At 64.1% G+C, this 20,977-nt stretch carries 19 protein-coding genes and 4 tRNA genes; 9 read left to right on the top strand and 14 right to left on the bottom strand.

Features of this window, described 5'->3' with window-relative positions:
- Nucleotides 1-48: 48 nt before the first annotated feature.
- The 6 genes from CTEST_RS00890 to CTEST_RS00865 are packed head-to-tail and all read right to left on the bottom strand — an operon-like array spanning nt 49 to nt 6,561.
- Entirely contained in the window at nt 49-843 is a 795-nt protein-coding gene (locus tag CTEST_RS00890) for an HpcH/HpaI aldolase family protein (protein WP_047252134.1), read from the bottom strand.
- A complete protein-coding gene (hpaH, locus tag CTEST_RS00885; RefSeq protein ID WP_047252133.1) occupies nt 828-1,613 on the bottom strand; it encodes a 2-oxo-hept-4-ene-1,7-dioate hydratase in 786 nt (261 codons plus the stop codon). Before hpaH ends, CTEST_RS00890 begins: the two co-directional genes overlap by 16 nt.
- A 36-nt stretch (nt 1,614-1,649) precedes the next feature.
- Nucleotides 1,650-2,738: a 3,4-dihydroxyphenylacetate 2,3-dioxygenase gene (gene hpaD / locus CTEST_RS00880; protein ID WP_047252132.1), complete on the bottom strand. Its 1,089-nt coding sequence runs from the start codon at nt 2,736-2,738 to the stop codon at nt 1,650-1,652.
- 45 nt (nt 2,739-2,783) lie between these two features.
- Entirely contained in the window at nt 2,784-4,307 is a 1,524-nt protein-coding gene (gene hpaE, locus CTEST_RS00875) for a 5-carboxymethyl-2-hydroxymuconate semialdehyde dehydrogenase (RefSeq protein WP_047252131.1), read from the bottom strand.
- A 37-nt stretch (nt 4,308-4,344) separates the two neighbouring features.
- Nucleotides 4,345-5,046, bottom strand: coding sequence for a GntR family transcriptional regulator (locus CTEST_RS00870; protein WP_047252130.1), 702 nt, complete (start codon nt 5,044-5,046; stop codon nt 4,345-4,347).
- Between the two features lie 3 nt (nt 5,047-5,049).
- The gene (locus tag CTEST_RS00865) at nt 5,050-6,561 is read right to left on the bottom strand and encodes a fumarylacetoacetate hydrolase family protein (protein ID WP_047252129.1); all 1,512 of its coding nucleotides are present in this window, start codon (nt 6,559-6,561) and stop codon (nt 5,050-5,052) included.
- Nucleotides 6,562-6,697: 136 nt separating this feature from the next.
- On the opposite strand from CTEST_RS00865, the gene CTEST_RS00860 reads away from it, so the two are divergent.
- Both CTEST_RS00860 and CTEST_RS00855 read left to right on the top strand, forming a co-directional pair.
- Nucleotides 6,698-8,059: an MFS transporter gene (locus tag CTEST_RS00860; protein WP_047252128.1), complete on the top strand. Its 1,362-nt coding sequence runs from the start codon at nt 6,698-6,700 to the stop codon at nt 8,057-8,059.
- A gap of 85 nt (nt 8,060-8,144) precedes the next feature.
- A complete protein-coding gene (locus CTEST_RS00855) occupies nt 8,145-10,034 on the top strand; it encodes an FAD-binding monooxygenase (RefSeq protein WP_047252127.1) in 1,890 nt (629 codons plus the stop codon).
- 151 nt (nt 10,035-10,185) lie between these two features.
- Here CTEST_RS00855 and CTEST_RS00850 read toward each other — a convergent pair.
- The 5 genes from CTEST_RS00850 to CTEST_RS00830 form a co-directional block, all read right to left on the bottom strand.
- Nucleotides 10,186-10,258 (bottom strand) — tRNA-Arg (locus CTEST_RS00850).
- Nucleotides 10,259-10,332: 74 nt separating this feature from the next.
- Entirely contained in the window at nt 10,333-11,916 is a 1,584-nt protein-coding gene (locus CTEST_RS00845; RefSeq protein ID WP_047252126.1) for an SLC13 family permease, read from the bottom strand.
- Nucleotides 11,917-12,123: 207 nt separating this feature from the next.
- Nucleotides 12,124-13,455: a magnesium transporter gene (gene mgtE / locus CTEST_RS00840; protein ID WP_407919240.1), complete on the bottom strand. Its 1,332-nt coding sequence runs from the start codon at nt 13,453-13,455 to the stop codon at nt 12,124-12,126.
- A gap of 69 nt (nt 13,456-13,524) precedes the next feature.
- Nucleotides 13,525-13,600, bottom strand: a tRNA-Arg gene (locus tag CTEST_RS00835).
- A gap of 4 nt (nt 13,601-13,604) precedes the next feature.
- Nucleotides 13,605-13,693 (bottom strand) — tRNA-Ser (locus tag CTEST_RS00830).
- Between the two features lie 106 nt (nt 13,694-13,799).
- Here CTEST_RS00830 and hisC point away from each other — a divergent pair.
- A complete protein-coding gene (gene hisC / locus CTEST_RS00825; protein ID WP_047252124.1) occupies nt 13,800-14,828 on the top strand; it encodes a histidinol-phosphate transaminase in 1,029 nt (342 codons plus the stop codon).
- Nucleotides 14,829-15,209, top strand: coding sequence for a phage holin family protein (locus CTEST_RS00820; protein ID WP_047252123.1), 381 nt, complete (start codon nt 14,829-14,831; stop codon nt 15,207-15,209). It abuts the gene before it with no gap.
- On the opposite strand, the gene CTEST_RS00815 is transcribed toward CTEST_RS00820, so the two are convergent.
- Entirely contained in the window at nt 15,206-15,475 is a 270-nt protein-coding gene (locus CTEST_RS00815) for a MoaD/ThiS family protein (RefSeq protein WP_047252122.1), read from the bottom strand. The two genes, CTEST_RS00820 and CTEST_RS00815, sit on opposite strands and share 4 nt — an antisense overlap.
- 17 nt (nt 15,476-15,492) lie before the next feature.
- Here CTEST_RS00815 and CTEST_RS00810 point away from each other — a divergent pair, with 17 nt between their 5' ends.
- From CTEST_RS00810 to CTEST_RS13195, 4 genes are read left to right on the top strand one after another with little or no spacing between them, the layout of a single operon-like run.
- The gene (locus CTEST_RS00810) at nt 15,493-16,656 is read left to right on the top strand and encodes a molybdopterin molybdotransferase MoeA (RefSeq protein ID WP_047252121.1); all 1,164 of its coding nucleotides are present in this window, start codon (nt 15,493-15,495) and stop codon (nt 16,654-16,656) included.
- Nucleotides 16,653-17,126 carry a MogA/MoaB family molybdenum cofactor biosynthesis protein gene (locus tag CTEST_RS00805; RefSeq protein ID WP_047252120.1) on the top strand — a complete coding sequence of 158 codons (474 nt, stop codon included), beginning with the start codon at nt 16,653-16,655 and terminating at the stop codon, nt 17,124-17,126. Before CTEST_RS00810 ends, CTEST_RS00805 begins: the two co-directional genes overlap by 4 nt.
- Entirely contained in the window at nt 17,116-17,577 is a 462-nt protein-coding gene (locus tag CTEST_RS00800) for a molybdenum cofactor biosynthesis protein MoaE (RefSeq protein WP_047252119.1), read from the top strand. Before CTEST_RS00805 ends, CTEST_RS00800 begins: the two co-directional genes overlap by 11 nt.
- Nucleotides 17,574-18,590 carry a ThiF family adenylyltransferase gene (locus CTEST_RS13195; protein ID WP_083985377.1) on the top strand — a complete coding sequence of 339 codons (1,017 nt, stop codon included), beginning with the start codon at nt 17,574-17,576 and terminating at the stop codon, nt 18,588-18,590. The genes CTEST_RS00800 and CTEST_RS13195 overlap by 4 nt, the downstream gene beginning before the upstream one ends.
- Here CTEST_RS13195 and CTEST_RS00785 read toward each other — a convergent pair.
- Nucleotides 18,569-18,656 (bottom strand) — tRNA-Ser (locus tag CTEST_RS00785). The two genes, CTEST_RS13195 and CTEST_RS00785, sit on opposite strands and share 22 nt — an antisense overlap.
- Nucleotides 18,657-18,719: 63 nt before the next feature.
- On the opposite strand from CTEST_RS00785, the gene CTEST_RS00780 reads away from it, so the two are divergent.
- A complete protein-coding gene (locus CTEST_RS00780) occupies nt 18,720-19,679 on the top strand; it encodes an NAD(P)H-quinone oxidoreductase (RefSeq protein WP_047252116.1) in 960 nt (319 codons plus the stop codon).
- On the opposite strand, the gene CTEST_RS00775 is transcribed toward CTEST_RS00780, so the two are convergent.
- A complete protein-coding gene (locus CTEST_RS00775) occupies nt 19,676-20,878 on the bottom strand; it encodes an aminotransferase class V-fold PLP-dependent enzyme (RefSeq protein WP_236686111.1) in 1,203 nt (400 codons plus the stop codon). The genes CTEST_RS00780 and CTEST_RS00775 overlap by 4 nt on opposite strands.
- Nucleotides 20,879-20,977: the final 99 nt, after the last annotated feature.

Genomic DNA, 20,977 nt, shown 5'->3' with positions numbered 1-20,977 from the left:
ACTCCTTGTTAATAGTTGGGATTTTTCTCTGAGAATGCCGGGTCCGGGTCAGTTCTGGGTGTTGTAGGCGCCGAATTTCTCGGCGAGTGCGGCAGTTGAGGAGGCGAGTAGTTGGACGTCGGCGCCCACGGCAACGAAGTCCGCACCGGCGTCGATGTAGTACCTCGCCTGTTCGTTGTCGAAAGCGTTGACTCCCACGGGAGTGCCAACGGCGTTGGCGGCCCGAATGGTGTTGAGGACATGGGCGACCACGTCTTCATGGGTCTGCTGTCCAAGCATGCCCATCGACGCCGCCAGGTCGGAGGGGCCGATGAACACGGCATCTACTCCGTCGACGGCAAGGATGTCCGTAGCATTGGCGGCTGCTTCAGCGGATTCCACCTGAACGATGAGGCTGACGTGCTGCGAAGCGGTATCCAAATAGTTGGGCACCCGGTTCCACCGGGCGGAGCGGGCCAGGGCGCTGCCCACCCCGCGCACTCCCTGTGGCGGGTAGCGCATGGCTGCCACCGCGGCCTCGGCATCCGCGACGGTGTGCACCATGGGCACCATGATGTTCTGGGCTCCCAGATCGAGAAACTGCTTGATCAGCACCGGGTCATTCACCGGGACCCGAACGACCGGGGTGACTGGGTAAGGGCCGACCGCCCGCAGGATGTCCAGGGTGGACTCCAACCCGATGGGGGAATGCTCCCCATCGACGAGCACCCAGTCACACCCGGAGGAGGCGACGATCTCCGCGGCCGTAGCGGAACCGGAGCACACCCACAGACCGACCTGGACGGCCTTCCGCTCGGCGATGACCTCATGGAAGGTGGGGGGAAGATTTATACGAAGCGGCATGTGATGGCTCCCAGTTCTCCGAAGTCGGCATGGACGGTGTCGCCCGGGTTGACCCACATCGGCTTGGTAAAGGAGCCGGCCAGAACGATGTCCCCGGCCTCCAGGGCAGCGCCGTGAGCGTGGAGCTTGTTGGACAACCACGCCACTCCCATGGCGGGATGATTGAGGACGGCGGCAGCAACCCCCGTGTCCTCGATGGATTCGTTGCGGTAGAGCAATGCGGAGACCCAACGCAGATCCACCGCATCCGGGGCGACAGGGTTGCCGCCGTAGACCATGCCGCCCATGGCGGCGTTATCGCTGATGGTGTCGACGATGGTGCGACCTGGCATCTCGATGCGGGAAGCAAGAATCTCCAAGGCGGGAACCACGTAGTCAGTGGCCTGAAGTACATCGAAGATGGTGGTGTCGGGGCCGTCGAGACGCTCTTTGAGCACGAAAGCCAACTCCACCTCAATGCGAACATTGGGAAAACGACTGTGTTCGATGATGGAACCGTTGTCGAAGACCATATCGGCGAAGATTGCACCGTAGTCAGGTTCCGTGATGCCGGTGGCTTCCTGCATGACCTTGGAGGTCAGGCCGATCTTGCGGCCAACGAGGCGCCGACCAGATTCGATGCCGCGACGCATCCACTCGTTTTGCACCGCGTACGAATCCTCGACGGTCATCTCCGGGTGCCGGGCCGACAGCAGTGGGATCGTCGTGCGGTCCCGCTCCGCGGCGGCGAGTTCATCGGCAATCCCGCTGATGCGTTCCTTGTCCAACATGGAGGGTTGTCCTTCTTTCTACGCGTAGCGCGGGTTTTAGAGCTGGTGGCCGAGCTTGTACTCGCCGAGCTTCCACTCCGGCATTGACTCTGTGCACTGCTCCGCCCGGGTGTAAGAGAAGCCATCTGCGCCGATGGTTTCCTCCAATTCGGAGGCATCGGTGCGCTCGGTGAGGGGGACGACGTTTCCGTCGAGGTCGAGGACGCGGGAACCATCGCGGTACCAGGACGGTACAACCGGGGTTCCCCACCAATCACGGCGTTGGTTGTCATGGACATCCCAGGACACTCGGGGGTTGTCTGGGTCGCCGGTGTAGTAGTCCTGGGTGTAAATCTCCACCCGGTGTCCATCCGGATCGCGCAGGTAGAGGTAGAAAGCATTGGAGACGCCATGCCGGCCCGGGCCGCGCTCGATGCGGTCGGACTCCCGCAGGGCACCAAGCTTGTCGCAGATCGCGATGATGTTGTGCTTCTCGTGGGTGGCGAAGGCAATGTGGTGCATGCGTGGGCCTGCCCCACCGGTCATGGCGGTGTCATGGACCGTCGGCTTGCGACGCATCCAGGCGGCATAGACGACGCCGTCACTGTCGGAGATGTCCTCGGTGACCCGGAAACCTAGGTCCTCCAGGTAGCCGACGGCCGCGGGGACGTCGGGAGTGATTTGGTTGAAGTGGTCGAGCCGGACCAGGGCACCTGGGATGTGGAGCTGATAATCCCAAGCCAAACGGTCGACGTGTTCGACGTCGTGGAAGAACTCGTACGGGAACCCCAACGGGTCTTCGACGCGGACGGAGTCGCCGATGCCCTTGACGAAGCCGTCCCGGCGGCGCTCCACGCGACAACCGCGGGCTGCGTACCACTCCTCGGCCCGGTCGACGTCCTCCGGGGAACGAACCCGGAAAGAAAAGGCCGCGACGGCGGCTTCTGGCCCCTGCCGCAGGACGAGGTTGTGGTGGATGAACTCCTCGTAGGTGCGCAGGTAGATTTCCTCGTCGTTCTCCTCGGTGACAACGAGGCCGAGGGTATCAACGTAGAAGCGGCGCGACTCTTCCAGATCGGTCACGACAATCTCCATGTAGGCACAGCGGAGGATATCCGGGGCGGTGAGTGCGGTGATGTCAGACATGACTACCTCCTTGAAGGAATGAACGAAGAGCTGGTGGACACGGGACTAATCATCGGACGCCTCGGCCTTGCCGAACACCGGATTATGGACCTTGCCGAGGTTGATGTGGACGGCCTGCTGGTCGGTGTAGAAGTCGATGGAGCGGTAGCCACCCTCGTGTCCCAAACCAGAAGCCTTGACGCCGCCGAAGGGAGTACGCAGGTCACGGACATTGTTGGAGTTCAGCCACACCATGCCGGCCTCGACGCTCTGCGCGAAGTTGTGCGCGCGAGTGAGATCCGAGGTCCAGATGTACGCCGCCAAGCCATACTTGGTGTTGTTCGCCAACTCCAGCGCCTCCTCCTCGGTGTCGAAGGGAGTGATAGCGACAACGGGGCCGAAGATCTCCTCTTGGAAAATCCGCGCCTCCGGTGCGACGTCCACGAAGACGGTGGGCTGGACGAAGTTGCCCTCCTCGAACCCTTCCGGACGCTCACCACCAGCGACGAGTGTCGCCTCTGACTTACCGATCTCAATGTACGAGGTGACCTTGTCGTAGTGCTCCGGGTGAACCAGAGCACCAACCTCGGTTGCCGGGTCAGAAGGAAGACCTACCTTCACGCGCTTGGCCTGGGCGGTGTAGCGCTCGACAAATTCGTCATAGATTCCCCGCTGGACCAGAATGCGAGAGCCCGCCGTGCACCGCTCACCGTTGAGGGAGAACACCCCGAAAACCGTGGCATTGATGGCCTCCTCCAGGTCGGCATCATCGAACACCACGGCCGGGGATTTTCCGCCCAGCTCCATCGACAGGCCCTTGAGGTATGGCGCGGCGTTGGCGAAGATGATCTGGCCGGTTCGGGACTCGCCCGTGAAGGAGATCAGAGGAACATCCGGGTGCTTGACCAGCGGATCGCCGGCGTAACCTTCCTCGCCGAAGCCGTTGACGAGGTTGAACACTCCCTGCGGAAGGCCCGCTTCCTCAAAGATTCCGGCCCACAATTGCGCGGACAGCGGAGTGAACTCGGCCGGCTTGAGGACAACGGTGTTGCCGGTGGCGATCGCCGGGGCGAGCTTCCATGACTCCAGCATGAACGGGGTGTTCCACGGGGTGATGAGACCTGCGACGCCGATGGGCTTGCGGTTGACGTAATTGATTTGGCGTCCCGGCACCTTGAAGGTGTCATCCACCTGGGCGACGATCAAGTCCGCGAAGAAACGAAAGTTCTCGGCAGCTCGACGGGCCTGGCCCTTAGCCTGAGTGATGGGCAGACCGGAGTCGAAGGACTCCCAGGCAGCCAAGGTGTCTTCCCGGGACTCGACGATATCGGCGATGTTATGCAGCACCCGGGATCGCTCACGCGGGAGCATCCGCGGCCACGGCCCCTCATCAAAGGCCTGCTTAGCGGCCGCGACTGCCGCATCGATGTCAGCGGGCTTGCCTGAGGCCGCCTTGATGTAATTCTGGTTGGTCACCGGATCGAGCACGTCGAATTCATCACCATCGATGGAGTCGACGAACTCACCATTGATGTAGTGGCGGATCTTCTCCGGCAAGTCGGTGGGCATGGCGGCATTGTTGTCAGTCATGGTGCCTCTCTCGGTCAGAGTTGAGCCCACATGGGCTTTAAGCGCTGTCGTTGGTGGAATTAACGATGGTGGAGTTGACGATGGTTCGGTACGTGGTGCTGGTGACTAGCCGATGGTCGCGGATCTTGCGTTCCACGTAGGACGGCTCCACTCCGGCTTCGATGAGCTTGATTAGCTGTTCATGCTCCTGCACCGAGCTTTGCGCACGTTGGGGGATGAACCGGAAGGTGGAGTCCCGGAAGTAGTCCAGCCGCTCCCACTCGGTGTAGAGCAGGTCGAGGAGTCGACTATTGGGGCAGCAGCCGAAGAGTGTCCGGTGGAACTTCCAGTTGAGTTCCGTGAAGGCTTTCGGATCGAAATCCGCGAGGGTGGCCTCCATCTTTTCGTTGAGCTCCCGGGCCTTGGCAATCTGAGGGGGCCCGAGGTGGGGGACGGACAGAGCAGTGGCCCGGCCCTCAAGCAGCGCGATGGTTTCCATGGTTTCGAAGTAAGCCTCCTGGTTGAGGGTGGAGACCCGAGCTCCGACATTGCGCTCGTAGGTGACCAGTCCTTCGGCTTCGAGCTGCCGGATGGCTTCCCGAACCGGAACTGGGCTGATCGCGAATTCTTCCGCAATGGCACTGAGGACTAGTCGATGCCCCGGGGGATACTCGCGGCTGCGAATCCTTGCGCGGATCCACTCATACGCCTGCTCAGCTTTGCTCAACCGGCTGTCATCGTGAACGTTGTCAGGAGCCATCTGTCATGCCTCCCGTGCCTTGCGTGCGGGCTGAGGTAACTCGACCGGATGATCAGCCAGGTAAGCCTGGTAGGCCTTCTTGTTCTCCCCGACCGGGGGAAACAGCCCGTCGAGCGAACCGCCCTCGGACACCCGCTCGGCAACCCAGGCGTCCTCATGTTCCTTGGCCAGCGCCGCAACCGCGACTTCCTCGGCGAGGTGCCGCGGAATGACGATGACGCCGTCATCGTCGCCAACGATGATGTCTCCCGGTACGACCGTGGCGTTGCCGCAGGCGATGGCCAGATCGTGATCCCACGGAACATGCTTACGGCCGAGGACCGCCGGGTGGGGGCCTTGGGAAAACACCGGAAGACCGACCTCGCGAACCTCCTCGTAGTCTCGGACACCGCCATCGGTGACCACGCCTGCGGCGCCGCGGAACTTGGCGCGCAGGGCGAGGATGTCCCCCATCGTCCCCGAGCCGGTCTCTCGACGGGCCTCAATGACCAGGACCTCACCCGGACGGACTGCGTCGAACGCGCGCTTCTGGGCATTGAACCCACCACCATGGGAGGTAAACAGGTCCTCCCGCCCCGGCAGGAACCGCAAGGTGCGGGCGACGCCGACGAGCTTAGTGCCACGAGTCTGCGGGTACACGCCCTCGATAACCACCTGGTTGAGGCCCCGGTTGCGCAGCTGGGCGGACAATCCTGCGGTGGGGATGGCCGCCAGCATTGCGCGCAGCTCGTCGCTGATGGCGTTCGGATCTTCGGCCAGGCCCGCTGCAGCACGAGTGCCCCAGGCTTCCTCGCGCTGTTTGTCATCGATGGCGGGCAACATCCCGATGCCCTCGTCGAAGTCTCCCGGACCGGAGACCACGGTGGTGCGCAGCCGACCAGAGGTGGGGGCACCCTCAGCGGTGGGGGCGTCGACTTCGACCTCCACCACATCGCCCGGTTGGATGACGGTGGAACCGGCCGGGGTGCCGGTGAGGATGACGTCCCCGGTTTCCAGCGTCATGTGCTGGGAGAGATCCGCGACGAACTGGGCAAGCGGGAAAATCAGCTGTTCGTCGCTCGTGCCATCGTCTTGGACCAACTCACCGTTGACCCACGCACGCAGCCGCAGGGCTGCGGGGTCGACCAGCCGGGCGTCGATAAGCTCCGGACCGATGGGTGTATACCCATCGCGGCTTTTCGATCGAGTGTTGGAACCCTTGTCCTGAGCCCGAAAGTCGTAGATGCCCAGGTCATTGGAGGCAGTGACATGGGAGACGTGGTCCCAGGCCTCCACCAGCGGTACGTTGCGAGCGGGTTCACCAATGACGAGGGCAATCTCCCCTTCAAAGGCGAGCAGTTCGGTCCCCTCCGGGCGCACCACTTCGGCGCCAGAAGGCGCTAGTGAGCTGGTGGCCTTAATGAAGTAAGACGGTTGCTTCGGGCGGCGGCCGCGCTGTGCAGCACGGGATTCGAATGCCAGGTGGACGGCGATGACTTTGCCCGGATTGACGGGCAACTGGGACGCAACGGTCAATGGAACCCCCTGTGGGAATTAAAAAACACCTTGCAATTGAGTTCAGATCGTATATTATCCACCCTATGTCTGCAAGTGCTGCAGATCACATACTCGGATACTTCATGATGAGCGACACAACCACTCCGGAGATGCCATGACCCATCCAGGAAACCCTTCAGCACCAGTGAGCTCCACCCGGGAACAACGACGCGTCGTTGCCGCCACCACCATCGGTACCGCCATCGAGTGGTACGACTACTTCCTCTACGCCGCCGCGGCCGGGCTCGTCTTCAACAAATTGATGTTCAGCCCGCTGGGCACCGGTGGAGCCACCATCGTGTCCTTCCTGACCGTTGGCCTATCCTTCCTCTTCCGTCCCCTCGGCGCTTTCCTCGCCGGCCACTTCGGTGACCGATACGGCCGTCGCGCCGTCCTCATGGTCACCCTCTTCGCCATGGGCGGCGCCACTGCCCTCATTGGCCTGCTACCCACCTACGAATCGATCGGTATCCTCGCCCCGATCCTGCTCATTTTGCTGCGCATCATCCAGGGCATCTCCGCAGGTGGAGAATGGGGCGGGGCAGTTCTCCTTGCCGTCGAGCATGCCCCCAAGGGCAAGCGTGGCCTTTTCGGCGCAGGCCCTCAGGTCGGCGTCCCGATGGGCCTTCTCATGTCGTCTGGCCTCCTCGCCCTCATGAACGTCATCGCCCCCGGAGATGCATTCTTAGAGTGGGGCTGGCGAGTGCCCTTCCTCCTGTCGATCGTGCTCGTCTTCATCGGCTATTTCATTCGCGTCGGCGTCGACGAGTCCCCGGTGTTTGAGGAGATCGCCCTGCGGAAGGAAACCACTGCCAACCCGGTGGGCACCCTGTTCAAGCGCTACACCCCGCTGGTCATCGTGGCGGCCCTGCTGTTCGCCGGCCAGAACACGGTGGGTTACATGACCACCGGCGGTTATATCCAGAACTACACCACAAACCCTGAGGGCCTGGCCATGGAGCGCGGCGATGTCCTCTTGGCGGTCACCTTCTCGGCCGTGATTTGGGGAATCTCCACTCTGTTCGCCGGATGGGTGTGTGATTATTGGGGTCGGCGCAACACCTACATCGTCGGCTATCTCATTCTCGGAATCGGGGCCGCCGCACTATTCCCCCTGATCAACACGGGCAGCCTGCCGATTCTCTACCTGGCACTATCCCTCTTGAGCGTTGGCCTCGGACTGACGTACGGGCAGCAGGCAGCGGCCTATGCCGAGATCTTCCCGGCCTCGATCCGGTTCTCTGGAGTGTCCGTCACCTACGCCCTCGGCTCCATCTTCGGCGGCGCTTTTGCCCCGTCCATCTCTGCGGCACTGGTGGAAGCAACCGGCACCACCACGTCCGTCACCATCTACCTGCTCATCATGGTCACTGTCGGCTTGACCGCTGCCCTCCTGTTGCGCGATCGCACCGATATTCCCCTCGGCCCGGACCACGAGGAAGAACAGGCGTCCGGGCAGTTCCAATTCAGCCGCTAACCTCCCCTGGTCGAGCCATGCGACCCCCACCTTTTCATATACGATCTCGCACTTCTCTCCCCTCGATCCACCGCAGGAGGTCACCATGCAGTTCCACCACTACGGATACGTCTCCGAGAATCCTCGACATCATGCGCCCGCTGGCATCGGTGTGGACCGCCCCGATGAACTTCCAGACACCATGGATGTCCTCATCATCGGGTCCGGCCCGGCAGGCATGATCGCGGCGGCCCAGTTGTCGATGTTCCCAAATGTCCATACCCGCCTCGTCGAGCGACGCCCTCATCGCCTTGGCTTGGGCCAGGCCGATGGCATCCAGGCTCGTTCGGTGGAGACGTTCCAGGCTTTCGGTTTCGCCACTGAGATCACCGATGAGGCGTACCGCATCACTGAGATGTCGTTTTGGAATCAGGACCCCGAGCACCCCGAGAACATCATCCGCACCGGTCGCCCCATCGACGACGAGTTCGGCATCTCGGAGTTCCCCCATTTGATCGTCAACCAAGCCCGCGTCCTCGACTATTTCGCGCGCTTCGCGGCTAATTCACCGTCTCAGTTGACGCCAGATTACGGCTGGGAGTTCGTTGGCCTGCAGATATCCGACGATCCGGAAAACGAGGAGTATCCGGTCACGGTGGAACTCAAGCGCACCATGCCGGACGAGGAGGAGTACTCCCGTTTCGTCCGCACTCGGTACGTCATCGGTTCCGATGGAGCTCGTTCCCAGGTCCGTCGGTCCATCAACCGCAAGCTCCAGGGAGACGCTGCGAACCATGCTTGGGGCGTGATGGATGTGCTGGCGAATAGTGACTTCCCGGACATTCGAACCAAGTGCGCCATCCACTCGAAGCACGGCTCCATCCTGCACATCCCTCGCGAGGGAGGTTACTTGTTCCGCATGTACGTCGATCTCGGCGTCGTGCCAGCTGGCGACCAAGGCGCCATCCGCAACACCCCGCTCGAGGCCGTCATTCGCAAGGCCAACGAGATCACTCACCCGTACTACGTGGACGTTAAGGAGGTCGCCTGGCACTCCATCTACGAGGTCGGCCACCGCCTCGTCGATGCCTTCGACGACGTCGATCTTGATATCAACCCCGATGGGCATCCGCGCATTTTCCTCACCGGAGATGCCTGCCATACCCACTCCGCCAAGGCCGGCCAAGGCATGAACGTGTCGATGCAGGACGGTTTCAACATCGGCTGGAAACTCGGCCACGTCCTCGACGGTCGGGCCTCCGAGGAGCTCCTGCGGACGTATTCGGGTGAGCGTCAACCGGCTGCGCAGAACCTCATCGACTTCGACAAGGAATGGTCAACGCTCATGGCCACTCCGCTCGATCAGCTGGAGGATCCAGCCGCGATCGAGAAGTACTACGTCGAGGCTGAGGAATTCGCCGCCGGCTTCCTCACTACCTACGAGCAGAACCTCATCACCGGCGGCACCGAGCACCAGGATCTGGCCACCGGTTTCCCCATCGGTCGCCGCTTTAAGTCCCACCGGGCGATGCGCCGTTGCGACGCCAACGTTCTCCACCTTGGCCATCAGCATTACGCGGACGGTCGGTGGCGAATCTACGCCTTCGCCGATACCCCGGCACCCGGTCAGCCCTCGAAGCTCACCGATTGGGCGCACTGGCTCCACGAGTCGGCGGACTCTCCGGTCCGGGCCCACACCCCAGCTGATGGCGATGAGAACGCCTACTTTGATGTCAAGGTCATCTACCAGCAGCATTACCACGATTTCGATGTCACCGACGCACCGGCGGCGTTCCGGCCGCAAGTCGGTCCGCACAGGCTGAAAAATCTGGAAAATGTGTGGTCGGCGTTGAAAGAAGAAGACATTTTCGACGCCCGCGGCATCAGCCGCGAAGGCGCCGTCATCGTGGTCCGTCCGGACCAGTACGTCGCTGCGGTTCTACCGCTGGATGACACCCAAGCGCTGGCGGACTTCTTCGCCCCCATCCTGGGCTGAGCGCAACTCAAAACCCGCTCTTCCTAACAACTCCAGGGTCAATCGCCCTTCGACACCCGCCAAGTTGTTAGGAAGTGCGGGTTTCGCCGACCCCACCAACGAAAAAGTTCAGGACCCCCACCGATTCCGGTGGAAGCCCTGAACTAATTTGTGCGCCCGGAGGGATTCGAACCCCCAACCTTCTGATCCGTAGTCAGATGCTCTATCCGTTGAGCTACGGGCGCTGGCTGCTGTAGTTTCTCACTGTGCAACGAGAATGTACTTTACCCTCGTTGCCAGTGACAAACAAAACCGCTGGTTAGACGACCAATCCGAAGACTGGGACGGCGATGAAGTACGCGGCCAGGGTGATGAGGACGACGGCGATGAGGTTGAGCCAGATGCCGCCCTTGATCATGTCGCCGATCTTGACGTAGCCGGAGCCGTAGGCGATGGCGTTCGGCGGGGTGGCGACGGGGAGCATGAACGCACAGGTGGCGGACAGGGCGACGGGGATGGTGAGCAGCAGGACGTTCATTTCGGTCGCGCCGGTCAGGCCGATGCCGACGGCGACGCCGCCCATGATGGGGAGGAAGGTCGCGGCGGTGGCGGTGTTGGACGTGAACTCGGTGAGCACGAGGACCAGGAGGGCGACGGCGCCCATGAGGAGGAAGATCGGGAGGACTTCGAGGCTCTTGGCCTTTTCGCCGATCCACAGGGACAGGCCGGTGGCGGTGAACATGCCGGAGAGGGAGAGGCCGCCGCCGAAGAGGAGGAGGACGTCCCAGGGGACTTCGTTGGCGGTTTTCCAGTCGAGGAGGCGGACGCCGGTTTTGCCGTTGGCCGGGAGGGTGAACATGAGCAGGCCGGCGATGATGCCGACGATGGCGTCGTCGTACTGGATGGAGGAGCCGGTCCAGTCGATGATGAGCGGGGCGAACACCCAGGTGAGGGCGGCGACGAGGAAGATGATGCCGACCATGATTTGCGGGCGGGTCCAGGGGCCCATCTTCTGGATTTCTTCGCGGATGAGTTCGCGGCCGCCGGGGATTTCATCCATTTCGGGCTTGAACACGTTGATGAGGACGAGCCAGGCGATGAGGGTGAAGGTGGCGGCGACGGGGACGCCGACCATCATCCACTGGCCGAAGCCGATGGTGATGTCGTGGGCTTCCTTCATGTAGCCGGCGAGCAGGGCGTTGGGCGGGGTGCCGATGAGGGTGCCCAGGGAGCCGATGGAGGCGGAGTAGGCGATGGCGAGCATGAGGCCGGTGGCGAAGTTCTTCTGCTTGCGCATGCCGCCGACGATGCCGGCGGTGAGCTGCAGGACGGACAGGCCGATGGGGAGCATGACGACGGCGGTCGCGGTGTTGGAGACCCACATGGAGAGGAAGCCGGTGGCGACCATGAAGCCCAGGATGAGTCGCTTCGGGCTGGTGCCCACGGCCATGACCACGGCGAGTGCCATGCGGCGGTGGAGGTTCCAGCGCTGGAGGCCTAGGGCGAGGAGGAAGCCGCCGAGGAAGAGGAAGATGGTGGAGCTGGCGTAGGGGCCACCGACCTGCGCGAAGGTGGCTACCTGGGCGATGGGGAACACCGCGATGGGCACGAGTGCGGTCGCTGCCAGCGGGATGGCTTCGGTCATCCACCACACGGCCATGAGGACGGTGATCGCGGCGACGATGCGCATCGATTGGTGGGTGTACTCGGTGTCGGCCTTCGCACCGGCCGATTGGAGGACGGTGTCGGCGGCGTCGGCCGGGAAGATGAAGTAGACGAGTGCGGCGAGCAGCAGGCCGATGATGATGCCAGCGGCTTGGCGGTGCCATTCGCGAGAGTCGCGGATTTCGGTGAGATCACCTTCGGTGGCGGCGGTGCTCTCGTGAGTGTGAGGAGTGCTCATATGGCGTGCACAGTCCTTTAACAGAGTCGGGGGAGTAAATCATAGATTGGATGTGATGTTACTGACATCGCTGGCGATATTCGGAAATCATCACGGCCCCGCGGACGTGAAATCGATGACAAATGACCGGCCTTGGACTGTGACCTGCCCTAATCTCCCCAGACGCTCCGCATAGCACCCCCAGGATGGGGGCAACTGGCATGTACCTTATAGGCCGAGGACAGCCTTGGCTATGAGGAAGTAGATGATGAGGCCGGTGGCGTCGCAAAACGTCGAAATAAACGGGTTGGAGAAGACGGCGGGGTCGGCGCCGAGTTTCTTGGCGATGATCGGCATCAGCCCGCCCACGGTCGCCGACATCATGCACACCAACAGCAGGGTGGAGCCGATGACGATCCCGATGGGCAGGCCGTAGACGAGCGTGGCCAGTGCGAATCCGAGGCCTCCCAGCAGGGAGCCGAGGAGGACGCCGACCCGCAGCTCGCGCCAGGCGACGTGCAGGATGTCCCTGGCGCGGACGTCGCCAAGCGCAATTGCCCTGGTGACGGTGGTGGCGGCCTGGTTGCCGGTGTTGCCGCCGGTGCCGGTGAGCAGCGGAATGAACAGGCTGAGGACGACCGCCGCGGCGAGCGTGTCTTCGAACGTATCCAGCACTTGCACGGTGAGCAGCGCGGACAGCGCGAGGACCAGCAGCCACACGATGCGGGATCGCACGACTTTGAACAGCGGCGTGGATAAGTAGGGCTGCTGGAGTGGCTCCGAGGCGCCCGAGCGGGCGGAGTCCTCCGAATCGGCTTCCTCGACGATCTCGTGCGCATCATCGAAGGTGAGCACGCCGACGAGGCGGTTCGACTCATCCACGATTGGCATCGCGAGCAGGTCCAGCGCCAAAAACCAGCGGGCGGTTTCCTCCGCCGAGTCATGTGCCGCCGCCACAACCGGCGGTTGCATGAGCGTATCGACGCCCCCGTCCCCCTCCGCGGTGAACAGATCACGCAGGGACGTCACTCCCACCACCACGCGATCGTGCGTGATCACCGGGACGGTGTAGATGGTCTCCACTTCACCTGCCACCCGCCGCAGTTCCGCGAGCGCCTGTTCCACCGTCATCGAGGCATAAATCAATGGCACCTCCGGCGACGTCCGGCGACCCACGGAGCCCTTGGGGTAACCCAGTACGACACCGGTGACATCGCGTTTGGAATCATCCAAGTTCTTGAGCAGCCGCTCGGCGATCTCCGCGGGCAGTTCATCGAGCAGGGATACGCGATCTTCGGGGCCGAGTTCGGCGAAGAAGTCGTACACGGCGGCATCGCCCAGCGCATCAATGAGGTCCGCCTGGTGGGCGGCATCCAGTGCATCGAAAACGGCGATGGAGCGGCGGCGCGACAGTAGCCGCAGGACCAACGCGGCCCGGGTCGGCGTGGAGCGCTCCACCAGCGCGACGATGTCCTTGATCGGCGCCTTCTCCAGCAGCTCCGAGATCTCCTCGGCCCGCTCCGGAGGCACCTGGGCATCGGTGCGGAGGATTTTTTCCAGCCGGTCCAGCACATCGGTGGTCACAGCTTGGGCCTCCTTAGACTGACGGTGGCCTAGCTGGGGATTAGGTGGTGCGCCCGGAGGGATTCGAACCCCCAACCTTCTGATCCGTAGTCAGATGCTCTATCCGTTGAGCTACGGGCGCAGAGCGGAGACGAGAGGATTCGAACCTCCGGCCCGCGGTTAGGCAGGCAACTCATTAGCAGTGAGTCCCATTCGGCCACTCTGGCACGTCTCCCGGCCCACGATGAGACACCGTGAGACCTCTGCGAATCCTACCTGTGCCCCTCCCCCGCAATCAAACTACGTCGGTACCACCCCGAAGAACGTCTAGAATTGGGCCCATGATTCGCCCTGATCTGGCCACTATGCCAGCCTACGTCCCCGGCAAGCGCCTGCCAGACGCGCTGAAGCTCTCCTCCAACGAGGTGTGCACGCCCCCGCTCGCGGTCGCCGTTGAAGCCATGGCTCAGGCTGCGGGCACCGCACACCGCTACCCGGACATGGGGGCGGTGGAGCTGCGTGCGGCCCTGGCCGATCACCTGGAGCTAGATCCCGAGCAGATCGCCGTAGGCTGTGGCTCCTCGGCACTGTGCCAGCAATTGGTGCAGATCAGCGCACTGCCGGGCGATGAGATTATTTTCCCTTGGCGCAGCTTCGAGGCTTATCCCATCTTCGCGCAGGTCGTCGGCGCTACGCCCGTCCCCGTTCCGCTCACCGAGGACGGTGGCCATGACCTCGACGCCATGGCCGCGGCCATCACCGACCGCACCCGCCTCATTTTCCTGTGCAACCCCAATAACCCCACGGGAAATACGCTGACCCAGGCCGAGTTCGATGAGTTCATGGCGAAGGTACCAAGCGACATCATCGTCGGGCTGGACGAGGCCTACTTTGAGTACAACCGCGCGGTCGATACGCCGGTGGCGACGGAGGAGATTGCCAAGCACCCCAACGTCGTCGGCCTGCGCACGTTCTCCAAGGCTTATGGGCTTGCTGGCGTCCGGGTGGGCTACGCCTTTGGCGCGCCGGAGATCATCACCGCGATGAATAAGGTCGCTATTCCCTTCGCGGTGAGCTCGGTCGCGCAGGCGGGGGCGATCGCGAGCCTCAACGCCGCCGATGAATTGCTGGAGCGCACCGAGGAAACCGTGGAGCAGCGCGATCGCGTGGCTGCGGCTCTCGGCGCGCCCCGCAGCCAGGGGAACTTCATTTGGCTGGATAACCCCCAGGCCCACGACCTGGCCGCCTACTTGGCCGACAACAACGTCCTCGTCCGCGCGTTCCCGGAAGGGGTGCGTGTCTCGGTGACCACCGAGGAGGAGGCCGATCGGCTCCTGGCGGCCTGCGGACCTTACCTGAAGGAGACTTAAATGCTTCGGTTCATTCTCAACGTCATTGTCACCGCGATTGCCCTGTTCTTTGTCACCCGCATTGTCTCGGGCGTGACCATCGTCCCCGCGGATGACACCTGGGCATTCATCTGGGTGGCGGTGGTGTTCGTGCTGGTCAATGCCACGCTGGGGCCGGTGTTGCGCATCCTCGGCGCGCCCGTCACCATCATCACCTTTGGGCTGTTCGCCCTGGTTATCAACGCGGTGTTGTTCCTCATCGTCGACTGGGTCAGTGGGATCTTCAACCTCGGCCTGAGCATCGACGGTTTCTGGGCGGCGCTCGTCGGCGCGATCGTCATGTCGATTGCCACGTGGGTCCTCGACATTGTGCTGCGCTCCGTCGGCGTCAGCCGGGACTAGCCTCCCGCGAACGGCGGCAAGACGTCGACCCGCTGCACCCCGGCCAGGGGTGTGGAGCGGGTCGACGAGCGGCCGTCGATAAGGAACGTGCAGTGTTCGAGCACGTCCCGCAAGCTCATGCCGGCGTCGGTGGTGCCTGTGAGGGCGCTCGCGCGGGCGTCGAGAAGCTCTCCGAGGGTGTCGGGGACGGTCTCAACCGTCTCGGCGGCGGTGCCAGCGGCGGCTCGGGCGGCGGCGAAATAATGAATCTCCACGCCTTTCAGCATGCCATTACGATGGCGGTATGGTCACCCCCGAGGAACATGCCGCCGCGATTGCGCGGTTGATCACCGAACAGCCGGCCGTCGCCGTCCCGCTTGTCGACGCCCGCGGGCGCCTCCTCGCCGCCCCCGTCACTGCCGAGTTCGACTCGCCGCGCTTCGACAACTCCCAGATGGACGGCTACGCCCTGTCTGCCGCCCACCTGGCCGGTGGGGAGCTCCCCGTCGGCGCGACCCTGGCCGCAGGAACCGACCCCGATGCCCTCTACCCAGACGGCATCGCCGCGGAGATCGTACCCATCATGACCGGCGCGAAGGTGCCCCGGGGGACGGCGGCGATCGTGGCGATCGAACACTGCGACCCACCCACCTTTGGCGCGGCCACGGTGGCAGTCCCCGCGGACATCCCGCTCGGCCAGTTCATCCGGCCCGCGGGCAGTGACATCGCCGCCGGGGAGACCCTGCTGGAGGCAGGCGCCGTGATCACCCCCGTGGCCATCGGCGTTCTCGCTGGCCAGGGCATCACGGACGTCGAGGTCCGCGGGCGGCACCGAGTGATCGTGTGCACGGGTGGAGCGGAAATCGGCGCCGATTCCGCGGCCGCGATCCCCGACGCCAACGGCCCCATGTTGCAGGCCCTGTGCGCGCAGGCGGGGATCGACGTCGCCGCGCACGTGCGCACCATCGACGACCCGGAGCAGCTGGCCGCCGACCTGGGCTCGGTCATCGAGCAGCTCAACCCCACGGCGATCATCACCTCCGGCGGCATCTCGGCGGGCGAGTTCGAGGTCATCCGCCAGGTCCTCGCGCCGCACGGGTGGTTCGGCCACGTTGACCAACAGCCCGGTGGCCCCCAAGGCTGGGCCGTGTTCCACGATGTGCCCGTGATCTGCCTGCCCGGCAACCCCGTGTCCACCCTCGTCAGTTTCCGCCTGTTCGTCGCCCCCCTCCTGGGTACGGCGCCCGCTGCGGTCACCTCTGTCATGGGCACCGATGCCCCCGGCCTGCCCACCAAGGAGCAATTCCTCCGCGGCGTTATCGCCGACGGGACAGCCCACCCGGTGGGCGGCGCGGGATCGCACCTGCTGGCCCAGGCCCTGGGGGCCACGTGCCTCATCCGCATACCTGCCGGCGGGGTGCCCGCAGGCACTACCGTCACCGCCTATCCTCTGGGAGCATCCTCATGAGCACTGGCTTGGTCGTCATCGCCTCGACCCGCGCCGCAGCCGGCATCTACGAGGACCGCTCGGGACCCATTGCGGTGGACTTCCTACGCCGCATGGGCCTGGATACCCCGGAGCCGCTCGTGGTGGCGGATGCTGATATCCCGACCACCCTCCGCCGCATCCTGGCCGACCCGCCGACGGTCCTGCTTACCTCCGGGGGCACGGGCGTCACGGACGATGATCGCACCGTCGACGCCGTCGCCCCGTTCCTCGTTCGTGAACTACCGGGCATCGTGCAGGCCTTCTGGTCTCGCGGGCAGGAATCCACGCCCCTGGCCATCCTTTCCCGCGCGGTGGCGGGCATGACGGCGCAGGGCACCTTCGTGATGACGTTGCCCGGCTCCACAGGCGGCGTCCAGGATGGCTGCGCCGTCTTGGAACCGATTCTTCCCCATCTTCTCCTCCAGCTAGAAGGTAACCATGAGCACTGATCCCGAGTACGTGGCCGCCCACACGGGCCTAGTCATCGGCGCCCTCATTACTGAGGAACCCCTCGACCCACTCCTGGCCGAAGCCCGCGCTAAGACCCTGACCGAGGCGATGGGCGCGCTCGTCGTCTTCGAGGGTGTGGTCCGCGACCATGACGGCGGGGAGCGCGTGCGCAGCCTCGACTACAGCGCCCACCCCACCGCGCCGGAGATCATTGCGCAGGTCGCTGCGTCGGTCAGCGCCGCCCACCCCGATACTCGCCTGTGGACGGCGCACCGCGTCGGCCCCCTACGCATCGGTGACGTTGCGTTCCTGGCGGTGGCGGCGAGCGCGCACCGTCGACAAGCATTCGAGGCGTGCAGCGAGCTCGCCGACCGCGTCAAAGCTGAGGTTCCCATCTGGAAGGAACAGCAGCTGGTCAATGGTGACACGCAGTGGGTGGGTCTCGAATGACGCCGCCCGATCAGCGCTTCAGCCGCCAAGTCTCCCTCATTGGTCAGGGCGCGCAAGACAAAATCCGCTCCAGCCACGTCGCGGTGGTCGGCGCCGGGGGCCTTGGCTCTCCGGCCCTGCTCTACCTCGCCGGGGCGGGCGTCGGGCATGTGAGCATCATCGACGACGATGTCGTCGAACTCTCTAACCTGCACCGACAGGTGATCCATGACACCGCGGGCGTCGGCAAGCGGAAGACGGAGTCCGCGCGGGACGCCATGCTCGCCCTCAACCCCGACCTCCACATCACGGTGGTCAATGAGCGCCTGAACAGGGACAACTCCGTCGATATCCTCCGCGGCGCCGATGTCGTCCTCGACGGCACCGACAACTTCAACACCCGCCACGTCGTCTCCGCCGCCTGCGCCACCCTCGGCGTTCCGCACGTGTGGGCGTCCATCCTCGGCTTCGACGCGCAGCTCTCCGTCTTCCACGCCGGCCACGGCCCCGTCTACGAAGACCTCTTCCCCGCTCCCCCCGCGCCCGGCGCCGTGCCCTCCTGCGCGGAGGCGGGCGTGCTCGGGCCGCTGGTGGGCATCGTCGGTTCCGCCATGGCCTCCGAAGCATTAAAGCTGGTCACGGGCCTGGGCACCCCCCTCATCGGCACGTTGGGCTACTTTTCCTCGCTCGACGGCCGCTGGGATTACCTCCCCGTCGCCGGCTCCCCAGAGACCGTGGACAGGCTCTTGCGGGAGGGCCCGCCGTCGCAGGGCGTGCGCGAGGTCAGCACCATCCCCGATGGTGCCCTGCTTATCGACGTCCGCGAGCCCCACGAATACGCCACCTCCCACCGGCCCGGCGCGCGCAACGTCCCCCTGCAGCTGATCCTCGATGGAAAGTGGCTGCCCCCCGAGGGGGAGACCGTGGTCATGTACTGCGCCAGCGGGCAACGTTCCGCGACGGCCGTGGCTGCCCTCGCTGCCCGCGGCATCGTTGGGCCAGCCAGTTTGATTGGCGGAGACGGCGGGATTTGAACCCGCGGAGGTGTAACCCTCGCTGGTTTTCAAGACCAGTGCATTCGGCCGCTCTGCCACGTCTCCTCGGGGAGAAACCTTACCTGACTCACCCCCCGGCTTCGAAAACTTCCCCTACCCTGGTCAGTTATGAAGGCCATCACAGTGACCAACCCAGACGACCCGACGTCCCTCGCTCTCACCGAGGTTGACCTCCCGCAGCTCAAGGACGGGGAGGTCCTGGTGAAGGTGCAGGCCGCGGGCGTCAACCGCGCCGACCTGCTGCAGGCGAAGGGCCATTACCCGCCGCCGCGCGGAGCCTCGGAGATCATCGGCCTGGAGTGCGCCGGCGTCATCGAGGACCCGGGGACCACGGGCCGCGCGAAGGGCGAACAGGTCGGGTGCCTGCTCTCCGGTGGCGGCTACGCCGAGTACGTCGCGGTCCCCGAGGGCCAGCTCATGCCGATCCCCGAGGGCTATTCGCTGGCCGAAACCGCCGCGATCGTCGAGGTTGCCTGCACCGTGTGGTCGAACCTCGGGATGCTTGCCGATGTGCAACCCGGCCAGACCGTCCTGCTCCATGGCGGCGCGGGCGGCATCGGCACCTTCGCCATCCAACTGTGCAAAGCCCTCGGCGCGACCGTAGCCGTCACCGCTGGTTCCGCCGCAAAGCTAGAGACGTGCCGCGAGCTGGGCGCGGACATCCTCATCAACTACCGGGAAGAGGACTTTTCCGAGGTCCTCAAGGGCCGCTGCGACGTCATCCTCGACATCATCGGCGCGAAATACCTCAAGCAAAACCTCCGGGCCCTGGGCGAGGACGGCCGCCTCATCATCATCGGCCTCCAAGGCGGCACCACCGCCGAGATCAACCTCGGTGCCCTCCTGCCGCGCCGCCTCACCGTCAGCGGCACCACGCTCCGCGCGCGTTCCGCCGCCGGAAAAGCAGAGGTTGTGCGTTCCACCATCGAGCACGTGTGGCCCATGCTTATCGACGGCCGCGTCACCCACCACATCCACACCATCCTCCCGCTCGCCGACGCCTCACGCGCTCACGCGCTGCTCGACTCCGGCGAGGTCACTGGCAAGATCGTGCTTGAGGTGGCCTAAGCCAGAGAGGCAACCACGCGGGTGAGGTGCTCGATGTCGTGGCGAGTATTAAACGGACCCAGCGACACCGTCACCGCCCCGCCCACCTCGTCAACGCCCATCTCATCAAAGACCTCCATGTCCGGCAGGACGGTGGTGATAATGCCGTTGTCACTCAGCCGCTGGCACACCGTCGTGGCCGGTACTCCCCGCACCGCAAACGACAACCGCGGGATGCGCTCCCCCAGCCCACCGTCGCCGGCCTCCCCACTGATGCCCACCAGGTGCACGGAATGATGCGTACCGATCATCGTGATCAGATCATCCATCAAACCCTGCAGATAAAAATGCATCTGCTGCAAAGAATCAGCCACCTGCCGATGCCGGTGCCCAAAACCCTCCACCAGGCCCGCCAAGTGATCAATCACCGCCGGCACCCCGCCAGCCAAGCCCGGGACGAGATCCTGCTCCACCAACGGATCAATGCGGCGGAACATCGCCGGATCGCGGAAGACCAGCGCCGCCATCTGCGGCCCACCCATCTCCGCCACATCAAGAGCCACGATGTCCGCGCCCCAGCCCTCCAGGTCAACGGAACGATACGGGGCAAAAGCCGACGCATCCACCACGACCCACGCCCGCGAACGCGAACGCACCGTATCCACGATATCGGCCACCGGAGCGACCGTCCCCAAATACGACTGCGCCGCCGACAACGTCACCAGCCTCGTCGAACCATCCACCAGCTCACGGAACTGCCAGCTCGGCAGCGACCCCGTACCCAGATCCGGTTGCGCCCACCGCACGTCCTCCGTCAGCGTCTCAAACACCGCGTTACGCTCCGGCGCATCCAACCGCGAGAGGACAATGGACGAGGAATACCGGAACATCGGCTGCATCGCCCGCGCCAACTGCCCGTACAGGGCCTGCAGGTTCGGACCTAGGACAACCTGCGACGCTTCGGCGTCGCAGAATTCTGCGACGGCGGTCCGAGCGACGTCGAGAAGCATGTCACCCACCACCCGAACAGTCCCATCATCCGCCGCAACGCGACTGGACTGGCGGAAAGAACGCGCCACCGACGCCGAGACCCGTTCCGGGATCTGCGGGCAATCGTGGGCGTTGAGGTAGGTCCATCCGTCGCCGAGGGATGTATAAAGTCCCCGAACGCTGGCCACGTCATAGACCATTACGGACTCCTCCTTATTACTTTCAGGCATCGACTACCTAGTATGCCCCTTAGAGTTTTTTAATGCACGCTTGGCCCCCAGATGAATAGCCCCACGTCAACATGGTTTCCAACAGGGCCACGAACGCGC

Source organism: Corynebacterium testudinoris (assembly GCF_001021045.1).
Taxonomy (GTDB): Bacteria; Actinomycetota; Actinomycetes; order Mycobacteriales; family Mycobacteriaceae; genus Corynebacterium; species Corynebacterium testudinoris.
This window is presented reverse-complemented; position numbering and strand designations above follow the sequence as displayed.

Coding starts and splice junctions, on each gene's coding strand:
- CTEST_RS00860 (WP_047252128.1), top strand. CDS start 6,698: ATGACCCATCCAGGAAACCCTTCAGCACCAGTGAGCTCCACCCGGGAA.
- hpaD (WP_047252132.1), bottom strand. CDS start 2,738: ATGTCTGACATCACCGCACTCACCGCCCCGGATATCCTCCGCTGTGCC.
- CTEST_RS00780 (WP_047252116.1), top strand. CDS start 18,720: ATGAAGGCCATCACAGTGACCAACCCAGACGACCCGACGTCCCTCGCT.
- CTEST_RS00805 (WP_047252120.1), top strand. CDS start 16,653: ATGAGCACTGGCTTGGTCGTCATCGCCTCGACCCGCGCCGCAGCCGGC.
- CTEST_RS00775 (WP_236686111.1), bottom strand. CDS start 20,878: ATGCCTGAAAGTAATAAGGAGGAGTCCGTAATGGTCTATGACGTGGCC.
- CTEST_RS00845 (WP_047252126.1), bottom strand. CDS start 11,916: ATGAGCACTCCTCACACTCACGAGAGCACCGCCGCCACCGAAGGTGAT.
- CTEST_RS00855 (WP_047252127.1), top strand. CDS start 8,145: ATGCAGTTCCACCACTACGGATACGTCTCCGAGAATCCTCGACATCAT.
- CTEST_RS00800 (WP_047252119.1), top strand. CDS start 17,116: ATGAGCACTGATCCCGAGTACGTGGCCGCCCACACGGGCCTAGTCATC.
- CTEST_RS00870 (WP_047252130.1), bottom strand. CDS start 5,046: ATGGCTCCTGACAACGTTCACGATGACAGCCGGTTGAGCAAAGCTGAG.
- CTEST_RS00820 (WP_047252123.1), top strand. CDS start 14,829: ATGCTTCGGTTCATTCTCAACGTCATTGTCACCGCGATTGCCCTGTTC.
- CTEST_RS00890 (WP_047252134.1), bottom strand. CDS start 843: ATGCCGCTTCGTATAAATCTTCCCCCCACCTTCCATGAGGTCATCGCC.
- CTEST_RS00815 (WP_047252122.1), bottom strand. CDS start 15,475: ATGCTGAAAGGCGTGGAGATTCATTATTTCGCCGCCGCCCGAGCCGCC.
- hpaE (WP_047252131.1), bottom strand. CDS start 4,307: ATGACTGACAACAATGCCGCCATGCCCACCGACTTGCCGGAGAAGATC.
- hisC (WP_047252124.1), top strand. CDS start 13,800: ATGATTCGCCCTGATCTGGCCACTATGCCAGCCTACGTCCCCGGCAAG.
- CTEST_RS00810 (WP_047252121.1), top strand. CDS start 15,493: ATGGTCACCCCCGAGGAACATGCCGCCGCGATTGCGCGGTTGATCACC.
- hpaH (WP_047252133.1), bottom strand. CDS start 1,613: ATGTTGGACAAGGAACGCATCAGCGGGATTGCCGATGAACTCGCCGCC.
- CTEST_RS13195 (WP_083985377.1), top strand. CDS start 17,574: ATGACGCCGCCCGATCAGCGCTTCAGCCGCCAAGTCTCCCTCATTGGT.